We start from the raw sequence: 13873 nt of genomic DNA on the forward strand, positions 1-13873 counted from the left end.
TACCTCGGATCGGGAAAGACGCATCATGTCCACGTCATACGGACAACAGGCACTGCGTCACGGACCGTATCCAGACGCAGGCGAGCATGCGCGGCATCGGTCAGCCGGTGGTGGCACGCTGTCCCAGCGGATCGGCTATGGAAATTGGCGCGAGATTCCACTCGATCACGACACAAACGGGATGACAATCGGACGCTCGGAGGCAGCCGACATCACCGTGGCCGCCGACGCGACCGTCTCGCGTCTGCACGCCATAATCAAGCGGGTGAGCGACTGCTGGGTCGTCATCGATAACGGGCTGTCGACAAACGGGACCTTCGTCAACGGCGAGCGCGTCGGCGGATATCGCAAACTCGAGTCCGGCGATACGATCCGGCTCGGGAAATCGGTATTCATCTTCACAGACGGGCACCCATCCGCGGATGAACGAACGATCGCCCAGACCGGTCTGCCGGCCCGGACCGCGTTGACCGACGCTCAGTATCTGATTCTCGAGGCGCTATGTCGCCCGTACGACGCTGAGACCGGCTTCACCTACCCCGCATCGAACTGGCAGATCGCGCACGATCTCTGTCTGAGCGTCGCCACGGTGAAGACCCACATGCGGGCGCTGTTCAAAATATTCGACGTCGAATCCTTCCCACCGAACAAAAAACGCATGTTTCTGGTCGAGCGCGCACTCGACAGCGGCGTGATCGTCAATCACCACGGGCGATAGCTGGAATGTGCGGTGATACAGCTAGATCGGGCGGAAACCCGCTCCGATCCCACCGCGCGCATCGACGTCGTCCATGATGGCGGCAATATTCGCGCCGAGTTGCGGCCCCAGACACGGCACCCTCAGGTATCCGTTCACCATGCCTACGAGCGTCGTGCCGACCACGACCGGGCCGCCGGAGTCACCCGGAAGGACGCAGATCTGCGTCCAGGTCCAAGTGTTGGTTTGATACACATCTCCGTAGGCCAGTCCACAGGTCTGGCCCGTGGTATAGCCCTCCTTGCACGCGACGTCCGGGAACTGCGCCGGACCGCCCAATCCGGTAATCGTCGTATTGCCCACGCGGTTCACGGGTACGACCTTGTCCGGATCGAACACGATGACGGCGTAGTCCATATCGCTGTTCGCGTATGCGAAGGTGCCCACGACGCCTGCGTCCCGGTTGGCTTCGGCTACCACCGTGGTACCCGCGTCACCGCAATGGCCTGCGGTGAGCCCGACCAGCCGACCCGCGACATCGTGCCCGATCGTGGTGAGCGTGCAGACGCCCTGGTCGTCGACGATAATGCCGGAACCGCCGCCAAGTACCGACGGGTCCGCGGCATGCGCAGTGCCTACTTGCACCCCGGCCGACGCTGCGCATGCTGCGAGCACAGCCGCAGCCCTCGCGAGCTTCCTGAACATGTCCGATCCAATCGCTGAGCTGCAACTATCGGGTTATGCGAGGCAGATGCCCGTACCGAAGGGGAAGATCGGCGGTACGAAGCAGACCCACCACAGGAATGGGTTCCACCACAAAATGGCAGGTTCGACCTGCGGCGGGAGTTGTTCGGAGGCCGGTGCCACTTGGACAGGCGCCGGGGGAGCGGCCGGGGCGGGAGCGGCGGTAGCAACGCCTGACCCGAGAGCAAGCATCGGCGCGAGCGCTGCCGCTGCTACGGCTGCGCGAATCTTGGTGCTGTTCATGATGGTTTCCTTCAACTGAGCTTCAGGGACGCCCTCATCCGTCGAAGGCTTCCCGCAGATGAACACCACCAACTCTTCTCGTAGAGTGCGCGGAAGATCATCATCCCCCGGGTTGGAAACACTCACACCTCGCTGACGCGAGCCGCCGCCTCGGTCCGTCGGAGCACGTCATCGCAGATAAAGAAGTGTTAGGCACGCGCTGCGGATTCGGTGGCGCGATGATGTTCGGTATGGGTGAAACCACGCGGGTTACCCGAGCGCCGATATGAACACCGCGGCGCCGATCGCCAGGGTCGACAGAATCATCGAGGCCGCCCGTCGCGTCTATTCCGGTAACCGTGCCGCTACCGACCGCCTCGAAGAGGGCGCGCGACGGCTGCACGAACCGCTGCGGCTCGCATTGGCCGGTGCCGTCAAAGCCGGAAAGTCGACACTGCTCAACGCCCTGGTCGGCCAAGATATCGCCCCGACCGACGCCACCGAATGCACCCGCGTCGTGACCTGGTACCGGCACGGTGCCACGCCGACGGTCGTCGCCCGGCTCGCGGGCGGCCGGGCCGAGTATGTACCGATACAGCGAGCCGAGGGTGGTCTGACATTCGACCTCGGCAAGCTTATGGCCGCGCAGGTCGATCGAATCGACGTCGACTGGCCGGTGCCCCGCCTCGCACGCACCACGATCATCGACACACCCGGAACCACGTCATTGTCGAGGGAGGTGTCCGCGCGCACACTGCGGTTGCTGACTCCGGACACCGGCTCTGCCGGAGCCGATGCGGTGGTCTATCTGTTTCGTTCGCTCGACGATTCCGACCTCGCACTGATTCGTCAGATCGGCGAGCACGTCGGCGGCAACGCCGGTCCGCTCGGAATCGTCGGTGTTCTCTCGCGGGCAGACGAACTCGGCGCGGGCCGTCCGGACGCGATGCACTCCGCCCGCGCGGCCGCCAAAGACTTCACGCGCGAATTGGAAACGACGGGTCTGTGCCAGGCAGCCGTACCGGTTGCGGGTTTGCTCGCCTTTACCGCGAAAACACTTCGACAGAGCGAGTTCGTGGCTCTTCGTCAGCTTGCCACGGTCGCACCGGCCGACCTGGAATTGGCCATGCTCTCGGCCGACCGATTCCAGCGAGCCGACTATCTGCCGATTGATTCCGTGGCGCGACAGCACCTCGTCAGACGTCTGGGGCCATTCGGAATCGGCATGGCACTGAATCGATTACGGTCCGGGACCAGCGATTCGGCGGCTCTGGTCGACGAATTGATCGCACGCAGCGGCATCGGCGAACTCGAGCGCATCATCGACATTCAGTTCGGCCAGCGGGCGGACGAATTGAAGGCACATACCGCGCTGCTGATGCTGCGGCAGATATTCGGCGTCGAACCGGCCGCGCAGGCCGCACCGCTCGGCCGGGAAGTCGCGACGCTGCTCGCGAATGTGCACGGCTTCGAAGAACTCCGACTCCTCAGTCGGCTCCGCTCGACCGAGACAGTGTTGTCCGAACAAGAACTCACCGATCTGCAACGGGTGATCGGCGGTCACGGGACCGGACCGGCCGAACGCTTGGGAATCGAACCGTTCGCGGTCGCGGGCGTGGGCCAGGACGTCGCATTGGCGGAGATCAGACGATGGCGATCCCGGGCCGAACACCCACTGGCGGATCAGTTCACCGCCAATGCCTGCATTGTGGCGGCCCGCAGCGCCGAGGGTGTGCTGAGCGAGTTGCGGCGAGGCGTTCGATAGAACCGCTTATGAAACATGCCTGGTCGGGTACGGGAGTTGCGTGGTGGTTGTCGCAGCAGGTGAAGGCGTGTCGGTAACCTGCTCGGTTACCGCGGGCTGCGGCTCCGTCTTCGGTGCGGTGTGCGTAACAATTCCGATGGTCACCGCGGCAAGCGTGGCAATCGCCGCCGCTGCGAGAAGTGCTTGTCTACGACGTCGACTGCCGACCTTTTTGCGACCTCCGGTTGATTCCGGCGCCACCGGATCCGCGGATGCGATGGCCACCGGCGGCGTGCTCGCGACCGGCTCGTCGGACCGAGGCGGTTCCGGGGCTTGCGGCGGGGTAGCGGGTATCGGCATCGATGGCGGCGGCACCGGTGCCGATGGGGCGGCACTTACCGAAGAACGCGCCAGCAGAGCAGCGCCATTCGCCGAGGTAAGGCCGGGATCGGGTTCGGCTATTACCGGAACGTGCAACTCCGCGGACAACACCTCGGCGACGAGTGGGGTTGCCGACGACCCACCTGCCAGCACTACCGCTCGTACATCCCCGGCATCGATGTCGTTGGTGCGCAGGGCTTCTCGGACAAGTCCGGCGGACTCGACAACCTGCTCTCTGATCAGATCCTCGAGCTCGGAGCGGACAAGTCGCACGTCGTGACGCACGGGTCCCAGCTCCACCTCGATCACCGCGGCGGTTTCGGTGGAAAGCGTCTCCTTGGCCTGCCGGCCGCGCAGCCGCAGTTCGTTCAGTGGCGCCAGCATGGCGGGGGCCGCGAGATCGATGTCTCCGAGTTCCCCGGCCAGGCCTCGGAGAACGTGCCGCAAGATGGCGTCATCGATGTGCTTGCCACCGAATTCCGTGCTCCGGACAGTTCTGCCGATCTGTTCGGTACCGCGGGCCATCGAGACGCTGAGGCCGTTGCCGCCGAGGTCGTACACCACAACGGCGCCGTCCGAAGGCAGCCCACGCGTCGACTCGACCCGAGCGAGAATCGATCCGACCTCGTCGACGAGTGCCACACCGGCCATGTCCATCCGGTCGAGCGCCTCGCGCAGCGCCTGCACGCCCTGTGGCTGCCAGTAGCTGGGGTACGTCGCCGCGATGGTGGGAGGCCCGGCGAACACACCGGCCGAATACCGCGTCAGGTACTGGACGGCGCTGGCGACGAGCTTTTCCGGCCGATGGGCGGAACCGTCGGCGGCGACGAGATCGATCGGGTCGCCGACGCGGTCCACGAACCCGGTGACCACCAGGCCCATGTGCGCCGGACGGGTACCGCTGCCGATCGGAGACAGCGTCGGCGCCATGCCCTGGGGCATGATCAACGTCGCCTGGTGCTGGGTCGTCTGGGGACGTGGGGCGCGCCGCTCGGAACCTCCGGACGCCGCGTCAGCTGCGGTGACGAAATCGGCCGTGCCGATCTTGATGCCAAGACTGCCGGACATGCACACCTCTCGATGGATGGTCGCTGGGGATTTGCGCTTATAAATCTCCTGCACAGACGGATCGTCGGCCATATCCCCAAGTGGTGAACCGGACCCCGCATGGGGTGAGGTTCGCTCACCCAAGGTGGAATCGGCTACGTTCGCTGCGACTGCACGGCCCGCAGCCGGGCAGCGCCTTCGCGAACTCTGGCCAGCGCGGCCAAATTCTGCTCGACCTCGGCCGCACGTTTTTCCCGCGCGACCCGCTCCATGCCTGCTGCGTCCTGTGCTGCCTTCATCGAACTCTGCAGTGACGCCAAGGCTTGCTCGGCAGATTCCTTGAAGTGATCGCGCAGCTCCCGCTGCATATTCCGGAGGCGGTCACGGGAGAGCTTGTGCACCTGGAAGGACACGTCGTCGACGTACTTTCGGAGTGTGAGCTGAGCGATGTTGCGGCGGCGGGCCAGTCGTCCGGCGCGGTCCTGCTGGTAGGCCTTCACGCCGATCACGACCCCGGCTCCGATCGTGATCGGGTTCATCATCGCCGCGCCGACCATGGTGGCGCCCATGCCGATCATCATCGCGCCGCTGTAGCCACTGCGAACCGCGGTCAGGCCGCGGTCTGCCAGCGAAACCTTCATATCGCGCAGCTCACCGATCTGCAGCCGTGGGTCGATCAGGTCGCCCTCGCAGATGGCCTCGAGCACCGGAAGATCGACGCCGTCGCCATCCACCGCGAACGATGCCGCCACCCGCTCGGCCAGTGCCTGAGCGGATTGGTATGCCCAGACGAAATTGTCGCCGACCGCGGCGCTCACCTCTTCCTGCACCCACTCGGTCAGTACCGGCCATTTCTTGTCCGGATCGCCGTCCGCGAGCTCGGACTCGATGTGCTTGTTGATGCTGCGCAGCCGTTCCCGAAGGTCGTGGTCGATCTCGGAATTGAGGTCCGCGACACCGTCGGTCAATACCTGCTGCCACGACCGCGCCGACTTCGCCTGCGCGTTCGATATTTCCTTGCGCGCCTTCAACTCCTCGGCCATTCGCTGCTGGAATCCTGGGTCCCGCAAGGCATTCAATTCCGCCTCGAACGGCACGGTCAGATGGTGCGCGACAGACTCGATATCCCGCGCTATGCGGAGGCGCCGCTTGGTTGCGATGTCGGCGAGACCCTCGGTGCGCAGGAACGCGAGCAGGTCGGGATAGCCGGATTCGGCATTGAGTTCCTTGTCGCGCAGGCGCACCGCGTGGCCGCGCAGCGTCGACGAAACCGGAATGATTCGGCAGCCGACCCCGGCATCGGCGAGGTGACGCCTGTCGGCGTCCGCGATTCGGCGCCATTCGGGGTAGATGTCGACCTTGGTCAACGCGATGACGGCCGCCGGGCACAGGCCGATCACCTGCTGCACGAACCGAAATTCGGGTTCGGTGAACTCTTGGCTGGCGTCGGTGACGATGATGACGGCGTCCGCCAGCGCCACCTCGTTCAATACTCGCGGGACATGCCGCTGGCCGATGCCGCCGACACCTGGAGTGTCGATGAGGGCCAGACCATTCGGCAGCGTCGCGGTATCGATGCCGACTTCCGCGCACACCACCTGGCCGCCTCGTGCATGCGCGGACTTCGCCAGATCGGATTGCAACTCACCGAATGGCAGTGCGGCCGCGACGGGAGTTTCGGCGTGCGGCATCTCGACGACGAGCTGCGCGACCGGTTCGTCGGCGTGCCGGACGACGGTGACCACCGAGGTGGCTCGACGGTCACCGACTACGCAGACCTGCTCGTTCAGCAGGGCGTTGATCAGCTGGCTCTTGCCCTGCTGACGCAATCCGACAACGGCGACCCGCATGGCAGCGTCGGCGGATCGGCGTCGCATGGATTGGAGGGTGCCGAGCAGGTCTTCCCGGTCCGCCGACTGTGCGAGTCGGATCAACCAATCGAACAGGGGCGGAACGGCAGCGGCCGATTTGCCCGTCGGTAGTTGATCGGCTCGCATGCTCAGAACATGTCCATGGCGTCGGCGATGGTGTCACCGATATCGGCCAGGGGCCCCTCGGAAAACATGTCTTCCGTCCCAGCGCCCATGCCGAGGCCGTCGGATCCCGTGTTGTAGACGTCATCGGGCGGCAGGCCGTCGTCGATGGACATATCGTCGATCGGTTGCTGATCCATGGGTGCCTGCTGGTCGACGGGCTGTTGCTGGTCGACGGGTGCTTGCTGATCGACGGGCTGTTGCTGGTCGGCGGGTGGCTGTTGGTCCATGGGGAACTGCAGGTCGATCGGTTGCTGGTCGGCGGGTGCTTGCTGGTCGACAGGTGCCTGCTGATCGACGGGCTGTTGCTGATCTGCGGGTGCTTGCTGCTGATCCGCCGGTTGCTGGTCAACCGGCAGCTCGAGGCCGGGAATTTCAATCGGCCCCTGCGGCTGTTCGAGACCGGGAATCCCGCCCAGCTGATTCATGATGTCGTCGAATCCCTGGCTCAGCTGTGTCGTCGTATCCTGCGGATCCGTCGTGGCGCCACCGCAACCCGCGGCTCCGCCGAGCTGGTTCATGATGTCTTCGAATGGGTTTTCCTGTGACAATTTTCGCCCTCCATGGGTCTCTGTCGTCGAATAGTGGATGGGCCGATCCACGTCTGGACTTCCCGGTACCAATGGCTCGTGATCTATGGTCCGGGCATACGACGACAGGAAATAGACACCTGAGGTGGAGCAAACCCACACCCTTGGAGGCAGGCATTCGCCCCGAAGGTGAACGCTGTGGCTGCCTGCGACGTCAACCGCGTCCATTGTCGTAGCGACAGCGGGAAGACGACTCGCCTAGCGTGTAGGAGTGGTTGATTGCGTTTGAGTCGTAGCAGAAGGGGTCGCACTCGGGGTACCGCTGGCTGTGGCGGGGGCGCCGAGGCCGGTCTTGATGTAAGGATTCAGCAGGGTCTGCCACGCGGCCTTCATTCTGTTGTATTCGTCGGGACACGTGGCGGCGCGCTGATACGGCAGGAAGCCCCTTTTCTCTGGCTCGCCCGGTTTGTTCACGAGTATGTCGAGCACGTTGGGTTGGGAGCCATAGGCCCAACACACCAGGTTGTAGGCGCGTACCTGGTTGAGCGAGTGTTCGTCGGCGAAGGAGCGCGCATCGAGACTTGCGGGATCGTCGGAGATATCCATCCAGAAGTCGGACGCCGCGGCTACGCTACCGGCACCGAGGCGACCGGGGATGGTCAATAGGACCAGGGCGCCGAGTTGGTCCGCGGAGTCCTCTTCGCGTCCTGTCGCGGGCAGTGAATACAGGTTGATCGCCATGTGTGCGGACTCGTGGAAGGTGATCATGCGAGTTACGCCGTCGAAGTAAAGGTTGAAAATGTCAGTAGTTCCCATAACATTTGTATTCGCAGGTTCCGCAGCCTGCAGCTTCGCATATCGCTCGGCGACCGCGAACATCTCGTAACAGAGGGTCAACGACTGGTTCTTCGGGTCCCAGTACGCGTTGAACTCGCCACATTCCTTGGCGATGACAGGAATGTCCTTGGGTAGCTTGTACATCGCCCCGAGGGCATCGGTAAGCTCTTCGAGGACCTTGTTGTCTTGAATGGCCTGCTTGCCTTCTTTGGCAAGGTCCGAAGCCATCGCTCGCTCGTACTTGGGCACGAACTTTCCGGTGTCCGCGACCTTGCTCGTAGTTGCGGCGCTTGTCGTTGCCTGCGACGCCGGCTTGCTGTCTTTGTCCGATGAACATGCCGTGGTCGCCGCGGCCAGTATGGCCACAGCCCCGGCCCATCGACACCATTTGGGAATCATTGCAATACGCCTCTCCAAGTCGCAGGGCGCCCGCTACGCGATGATTGCTAAATGGTAGCAAGCTCGTGTGTTCGGCATGTTGAGTTTTCTTCGCATCGTTGAAGCGCCGTCTCGGCCCGGTGTGTTCGCCGAGGTCATCGGTAAGTCGTTGAGCCGCTTATCCTAGATTTCTCGATCGCGCCGACAGGCGGAAGCGGCATTGCTGCCGTGTAACCAAATGACCGCTTCGGTGCGCTCGCCGCGCCGATGTCCCGGTCAGTACAGGTATATGGCCAGCGCCGCAGCCCAGAAGGTGAGCAGCCAGATATCGCTGAAAAGGCGCAGCCACCGCGGACCGGTGCGTACTTCCATGAAGTACTGGATGACGAGTCGCCCCTTGATGACTGCCATGGTCAACACGGCGACTGTGATCGATGTGTCGGCGGTCGGCCGGGCGGTGTGGTCGGTGTGGCCCAGCAACCATGAGAGCAGGGTGATCACGCACAGGATCGCCCAGACGTAGGTGATCCGTGCGGCGGCTGTCGGATTCATCGCGTCACCTCATCACGTATACGAGGGCGAAGATGATGAGCCAGAGCAGGTCCACCATGTGCCAATAGACGGCTCCGGCCTCGACCAGCGATATCCGGCGGTGCGGTTTGCGGAGTTGGACGTAGACGACGGCCAGGAATACGAGCCCGAGCCCGACGTGGAATACGTGGATGCCGGTCAGCATGTAGTAGTACATGAAAAAGTCGTTGTGCGGGAACGTCATTCCTCGTCCGACTTCCACGGTCCATTCGTATGCCTTGATCAGGATGAACAGCACCCCGCAGGCGCCGCCGGAGATGACCAGCTGCCGTGACCGGTCGAGATCACCTGCGCGCGCGGCGATTACGGCTCGTGCGATGAGCCAGGAGCTGGTGATCAGCACCAGCGTGTTCACGAATCCGATGTTCAGGCTGAGGTGTTGCTGGGATTCCAGGAAGAGGTCGCGGTGCCGGTCGCGGTCGACCAGGAAGATGAGGAAATAGATCCCGAAGATGATCAGGTCGCCGAGCACGAAGATCCACATGTCGATGTCGCCGGGCAGGTGTGTGCTCGGCCGTCGGTCGAGGCTGCCGACGGCGGACCCGTCGTCGGTGGTTCGGTCGGTATCCGTCATGGCGTGTGGTCCTGTTCGATATCGCGCCGGGTCAGTCCTGCACCTGTTCATCGGCAGGCTGATTCTTGATCGCCCGGTAGAGCAGGACGATCATGGATATCTCCCAACCGACGAATATCGCAGTGCCCAGCCAGAAACTGATGGCGCCGTTCCATGCCAGCGTGCCCGATCGGAAAACCCACACCGGGGCGGCGAGGATTTCGGTGACGATCATCCAAATCGATATGTAGGCAAGCCATTTGGGGAAAATGCCGTTGTGGTCGAGGAAGATCGCCAGGGCCAGCACCATGCATTGGGTGGCGAAGCAGCCCAATGAGCCGACGAACGACAGCAGGCCGACGTCGTACAGCATGGCGACCAGCTGTGGGTCGCGGTCGGGCCGGAAGGTGGCCGCCAGGAAGGCGAATGCGGCGAATAAGCACCCCGGGATCGCGCCGACGGCCAGTGCGGCGATATAGGCGTAGGCGAATACCGGGCTGACCGACATCCGCCTCATCTGGTAGGCGATCAAGCCGTTGGCCAGTCCGGTGAACCCGATGACCGCCATCAGCAGCGCGAAACCGATTCGTATGGTCAGCGAGTGATCCTGAAAGAATTCGACGATCTGCGCGGTGGTGATATCGGGTCGCGGTGGTGGCATCACCCGGGTGAGTGGGACGAAGATCAGCCCGAATATGTTGTAGAAGATCGGTATCGACCACCAGCAGATCCACAGGTCGGTCTTGCGGTTTCGGGTACTGCTCGGGGCGATCGCGGCCGGTGCCGTACCCGCGGTGGTCATCGCGCGGCCCCTTGTTCGGCGGCTTGGCGCGCGACGGCAGCACGGACGACGAAGAACATCACGGCGAGGTAGAGGCCGAAGGCGACGATCCGCAGCCAGAACGACACCACGCCGTTCCAGGCCAGCGGGCCGCTGCGGAAGATGACCGAGCAGGCCGACGGCGTCATCGCGAGGGCGACGATCAGGCTGAAATGTGCCACCCAGCGCGGGAAGATCGGCCGAGGCTGGCGGTCGAGGTAGATGGCCAGCGCCAGGCAGACTCCCTCGGCGACGAGCATGCCGACCGGTGCGGTGAATGTCAGCCAGGCCAGGTCGTTCAACAGTTGGACGAGCTGCGGGTCGCGTTCGGCCCGGAACGCCGCGACGAGCCAGAAGATATCGGCGATCGCGAACAGTGTCGCGCCGGTGACCACTGCGGCCAGGTAGCTGTAGGCGAGTACCTGACTCGGCGTTGCCATGCGCTTCATCTGGACGACGATCACCGTGAAGAACGGGATCAGCATGATCCCGCAGAGGTTGTAAGTGATCATGCTGAACCGGATCATCGCGGTGTGCTGCCGGTAGAAATCGGCCACCTGGTCGGCGGTCAGCTCCGGTGACATGGGCGGGAAGAACCCGGGAAATGCCAAGAACGCGATCAGCAGCACGGCTCCGAAACCCGGCAGGAGCCATAGACCGATCCGCTGTGCTGTCACTGTGGTGGCGGCGGGGGTTGGTTCCGGTTCAGCGATGGTCTGCATAACGCCCTTGATTCGAAATGTCTTGCAACCTGGTCGATCCGAGCGACGCGGCGGTCCGGCCCGGATCTCCCGGCCGATCGTGCCTGAGGCTAGCCGATCGGATAACTTAATTCTCCAAATTCGGTAATTCGATTCGCACTGACCATGGTCGGTCAGCTCGGGGTGCCGCGCCGCGTCAACAGCATCATCAGGCCGACCTCTCTGCTCTGGGTGTCGATCATGTCGCGTGCCGCCTGTTTGACGATGCCGCTGGACAATTGGCGATCGGCTGCCTGGGCCATCTGGATGCCACCGGCATGGTGGCGCTGCATGAGTTGCAGGAACAGCGCTCCCGCGTCGGCACCGCGCGCCGCCGCCAGCGCGTCGAGTTCGGCCTGGGTCGCCATGCCGGGCATGAGGTCGCCGGTCGCGGCGGCAGTGCCGGTCGCGTGCTGATGCTGGGTGAGGTTCGTTCGGTCGGTGTGCATCCAGGCCATCGGGTGCGGATTGATCGTGACCACGCGGGCCAGCCGCAGCCAGCCCAGCAACATTCCGATCTCGGTGCGCTGGGCATCCGAAATCTGTTGTGCCAGCGCCCGTACCGCCGGATCGACTCCGGTGTCGAGTCGCTGCGTCATGACCAGTGCCTGGCTGTGATGCGCGACCATATCCTGTGCGAAGCCGATCTCGGTACTGCTGAGGACGGGCGGTGCGGGCTTGTCATCGGCTATCAGCAGCGGTCGGATGGCCGCACCGACCGCCAGCAGCAGCACGGCCAGGCCGACCAGCGCGACACTCCTGATCCAGGTCCGCCGGGTCATGAGCCCATGGTCGAATGCTGGTCGGCAGGCGGGGTGTAGACACTCGAATCCAGTTGCAGCGCAAGGAATCCGTTATCGGCGCAGGTCGTCCACAACTGGTTGCCGCGCCATTCGGGCGCGGAGAAGCACCAGTCCGAGGAGAGATCGCCGAAGGCGAGCATGCCGGTGCGCGGACCGGTGGCCTCGGATAGATCGAACTGGCCCTGCAATATGGTCTGGACCACCGTCGGTGACGCGAGCAGCGGTGGCCCGATGATCGAGGCGAGTGCGTGCGGCGAGTTCGTCAGCTCGGTGTTGTGTCCGGTGTGCGCGGGCGGGTTGTAGTAGGCGATCTCGCGGATGTCGAGCGGGTCGCGGACGTCGAATACGCGGATGCCGGAAGAGGTCCAACTGCAGGCCAGTGCGGTGGGATCGGCAGGCCGATCGGCGGCGCAGTAGTGCGCGTCGTAGGCGAACAGCGAGCCGCCCGCGGCGGAAGCCATTGCGATGTCCTGGTTCTGGGGCAGATCGATCTCGAGTTTGATGGTGTTGCGCAGGCGCGGATTCGTTGCGTCGGAGACGTCGAACAGCTTCACGCCGCCGGATCCGGCCTCATTGGTGGTGAAGACATATGGTGTGCCTTGATATGTGACCGGGATATGGTGCTGGGTGGCCCAACCGTCGGTCCAAGTGATGTTGGCCAATTGGCGCACTTGCGGATTCGGATCGCGGCGCTGGACGGCGCTGATGTCGAGGACCATGAGCCCGCCGAAGTTGTTGGCGAGATACATGGTGTTGCCGTCGGGGCTGAATCCGAAGCCGTGCATGGATAATCCGGGCAGGTTCTGCCAGATGACGCGCGGATCGGCCGGATCGGTGAGATCGACCGCGCTGACCAGGCCCGGGGCGACGCCCGAGCTCCAGTAGGTGTTGCCGTCGGGGGAGAAACCGCCCTCGTGTGCGGTGATCGGCATTGGCATGTTCAAACTGGTCCCGGTGCCCGGGTTGAGCAGCCGAGGGTGTGCGCAATCGGAGATGTCGTAGACCGACAGCAGACCCGCGCCGGTCAGGAACGGCGCGCCCGCACCGACCAGCAGCTTACGAGTCTCGTTGACCTTCAAGCTTTCCCAGGTTCCCGCCAGCATCGCCGGTTCGTTCAACGTTTCGGTCAGCACCGGTGCGGTGGGATCGGAGACGTCGAGCACCTGCACACCTTGTTCGGTCCCGAGTAGGTTGCCCGGGAAGAAGGTGCCGACGTAGACGCAGTGGTCGAAGCTGACCGAGGAGATGCCGCCGCCGCGCCCTGCGTAATTGCCGAGCTGCGACATATTGCAGCGGTAGCCGAGGGTGCTGCGGCCGTTGTTCCGGTCGGCGGCGGGTACGTCACCCTGGTATCCGGATTCCGGGTCGGAGCCGGGGCCGCACTCGGCGCGGGCGACGGCGATATCGGTGAGCCCGGAGATCTCTTGAACAGTGCCGGTTATGTCCGACTGCGGTTGGGCGGCAAGGGTTCCGGTCGGCAGCAGCAGTGCCGTGGCCGCGACCGTCACCAGGGAACGCCGAGCCAGGGGGAGCAACGATGATGTCATGGTGGCCCTCGCGGAAGAGGGTTGCCTTTCGGGTCGGTGGTTCCGGTCGGCCGCGGGGCTGGTGGTCCGTCGATGGGCGGCTGCGGAAATCCATTGAGATGCGACTGCCATGGTGGCGGCTGTGCGATCTCGCAATCCGGACTGTGCTGTCCGGTTACTACTCGGTAGTGTGCGCGAGGCGCTATCCGGAGTCAAGACCTGCGCTG

At 64.0% G+C, this 13873-nt stretch carries 13 protein-coding genes; 2 read left to right on the top strand and 11 right to left on the bottom strand.

Annotated features, from left to right (window positions below; genetic code table 11):
• Window positions 1-25 precede the first annotated feature (25 nt).
• Window positions 26-718, top strand: coding sequence for an FHA domain-containing protein (locus ACQPZ2_RS19800; RefSeq protein WP_433526895.1), 693 nt, complete (start codon window positions 26-28; stop codon window positions 716-718).
• A 21-nt stretch (window positions 719-739) separates the two neighbouring features.
• Here ACQPZ2_RS19800 and ACQPZ2_RS19805 read toward each other — a convergent pair whose 3' ends face one another.
• Window positions 740-1402: a S1 family peptidase gene (locus ACQPZ2_RS19805; RefSeq protein ID WP_433526896.1), complete on the bottom strand. Its 663-nt coding sequence runs from the start codon at window positions 1400-1402 to the stop codon at window positions 740-742.
• 547 nt (window positions 1403-1949) lie between these two features.
• Here ACQPZ2_RS19805 and ACQPZ2_RS19810 point away from each other — a divergent pair.
• Complete coding sequence (locus ACQPZ2_RS19810) at window positions 1950-3428, top strand: dynamin family protein (protein WP_433526897.1); 1479 nt, start codon at window positions 1950-1952, stop codon at window positions 3426-3428.
• A gap of 6 nt (window positions 3429-3434) precedes the next feature.
• On the opposite strand, the gene ACQPZ2_RS19815 is transcribed toward ACQPZ2_RS19810, so the two are convergent.
• From ACQPZ2_RS19815 to ACQPZ2_RS19860, 10 genes are all read right to left on the bottom strand, one after another.
• A complete protein-coding gene (locus ACQPZ2_RS19815; protein ID WP_433526898.1) occupies window positions 3435-4856 on the bottom strand; it encodes an Hsp70 family protein in 1422 nt (473 codons plus the stop codon).
• A gap of 134 nt (window positions 4857-4990) precedes the next feature.
• Window positions 4991-6832, bottom strand: coding sequence for a dynamin family protein (locus ACQPZ2_RS19820; protein WP_433526899.1), 1842 nt, complete (start codon window positions 6830-6832; stop codon window positions 4991-4993).
• Window positions 6833-6834: 2 nt separating this feature from the next.
• On the bottom strand, window positions 6835-7626 hold the full coding sequence (locus ACQPZ2_RS19825) for a hypothetical protein (protein ID WP_433526900.1): 792 nt from the start codon (window positions 7624-7626) through the stop codon (window positions 6835-6837).
• Window positions 7627-7656: 30 nt separating this feature from the next.
• Window positions 7657-8634 (bottom strand): DUF4344 domain-containing metallopeptidase, encoded by a 978-nt coding sequence (locus tag ACQPZ2_RS19830; RefSeq protein WP_433526901.1) that lies wholly within the window; start codon window positions 8632-8634, stop codon window positions 7657-7659.
• A 255-nt stretch (window positions 8635-8889) separates the two neighbouring features.
• Entirely contained in the window at window positions 8890-9165 is a 276-nt protein-coding gene (locus tag ACQPZ2_RS19835; RefSeq protein ID WP_433526902.1) for a cytochrome C oxidase subunit IV family protein, read from the bottom strand.
• A 4-nt stretch (window positions 9166-9169) separates the two neighbouring features.
• Entirely contained in the window at window positions 9170-9778 is a 609-nt protein-coding gene (locus ACQPZ2_RS19840; RefSeq protein ID WP_433526903.1) for a cytochrome c oxidase subunit 3, read from the bottom strand.
• Between the two features lie 31 nt (window positions 9779-9809).
• A complete protein-coding gene (locus ACQPZ2_RS19845; RefSeq protein ID WP_433526904.1) occupies window positions 9810-10559 on the bottom strand; it encodes a hypothetical protein in 750 nt (249 codons plus the stop codon).
• Entirely contained in the window at window positions 10556-11299 is a 744-nt protein-coding gene (locus ACQPZ2_RS19850; protein ID WP_433526905.1) for a hypothetical protein, read from the bottom strand. Before ACQPZ2_RS19850 ends, ACQPZ2_RS19845 begins: the two co-directional genes overlap by 4 nt.
• A 152-nt stretch (window positions 11300-11451) precedes the next feature.
• Complete coding sequence (locus ACQPZ2_RS19855; protein ID WP_433526906.1) at window positions 11452-12099, bottom strand: DUF305 domain-containing protein; 648 nt, start codon at window positions 12097-12099, stop codon at window positions 11452-11454.
• Entirely contained in the window at window positions 12096-13667 is a 1572-nt protein-coding gene (locus tag ACQPZ2_RS19860; RefSeq protein ID WP_433526907.1) for an LVIVD repeat-containing protein, read from the bottom strand. The genes ACQPZ2_RS19855 and ACQPZ2_RS19860 overlap by 4 nt, the downstream gene beginning before the upstream one ends.
• Window positions 13668-13873: the final 206 nt, after the last annotated feature.

The organism is Nocardia pseudovaccinii (assembly GCF_050942345.1).
In the GTDB taxonomy this organism is placed as follows: Bacteria; Actinomycetota; Actinomycetes; order Mycobacteriales; family Mycobacteriaceae; genus Nocardia; species Nocardia pseudovaccinii.

What these genes read in the sequence shown, in the direction of transcription:
- ACQPZ2_RS19800 (WP_433526895.1), top strand. Translation starts at nt 26, where the DNA reads ATGTCCACGTCATACGGACAACAGGCACTGCGTCACGGACCGTATCCA.
- ACQPZ2_RS19825 (WP_433526900.1), bottom strand. Translation starts at nt 7,626, where the DNA reads ATGGACGCGGTTGACGTCGCAGGCAGCCACAGCGTTCACCTTCGGGGC.
- ACQPZ2_RS19810 (WP_433526897.1), top strand. Translation starts at nt 1,950, where the DNA reads ATGAACACCGCGGCGCCGATCGCCAGGGTCGACAGAATCATCGAGGCC.
- ACQPZ2_RS19820 (WP_433526899.1), bottom strand. Translation starts at nt 6,832, where the DNA reads ATGCGAGCCGATCAACTACCGACGGGCAAATCGGCCGCTGCCGTTCCG.
- ACQPZ2_RS19845 (WP_433526904.1), bottom strand. Translation starts at nt 10,559, where the DNA reads ATGACCACCGCGGGTACGGCACCGGCCGCGATCGCCCCGAGCAGTACC.
- ACQPZ2_RS19850 (WP_433526905.1), bottom strand. Translation starts at nt 11,299, where the DNA reads ATGCAGACCATCGCTGAACCGGAACCAACCCCCGCCGCCACCACAGTG.
- ACQPZ2_RS19860 (WP_433526907.1), bottom strand. Translation starts at nt 13,667, where the DNA reads ATGACATCATCGTTGCTCCCCCTGGCTCGGCGTTCCCTGGTGACGGTC.
- ACQPZ2_RS19805 (WP_433526896.1), bottom strand. Translation starts at nt 1,402, where the DNA reads ATGTTCAGGAAGCTCGCGAGGGCTGCGGCTGTGCTCGCAGCATGCGCA.
- ACQPZ2_RS19830 (WP_433526901.1), bottom strand. Translation starts at nt 8,634, where the DNA reads ATGATTCCCAAATGGTGTCGATGGGCCGGGGCTGTGGCCATACTGGCC.
- ACQPZ2_RS19835 (WP_433526902.1), bottom strand. Translation starts at nt 9,165, where the DNA reads ATGAATCCGACAGCCGCCGCACGGATCACCTACGTCTGGGCGATCCTG.
- ACQPZ2_RS19840 (WP_433526903.1), bottom strand. Translation starts at nt 9,778, where the DNA reads ATGACGGATACCGACCGAACCACCGACGACGGGTCCGCCGTCGGCAGC.
- ACQPZ2_RS19855 (WP_433526906.1), bottom strand. Translation starts at nt 12,099, where the DNA reads ATGACCCGGCGGACCTGGATCAGGAGTGTCGCGCTGGTCGGCCTGGCC.
- ACQPZ2_RS19815 (WP_433526898.1), bottom strand. Translation starts at nt 4,856, where the DNA reads ATGTCCGGCAGTCTTGGCATCAAGATCGGCACGGCCGATTTCGTCACC.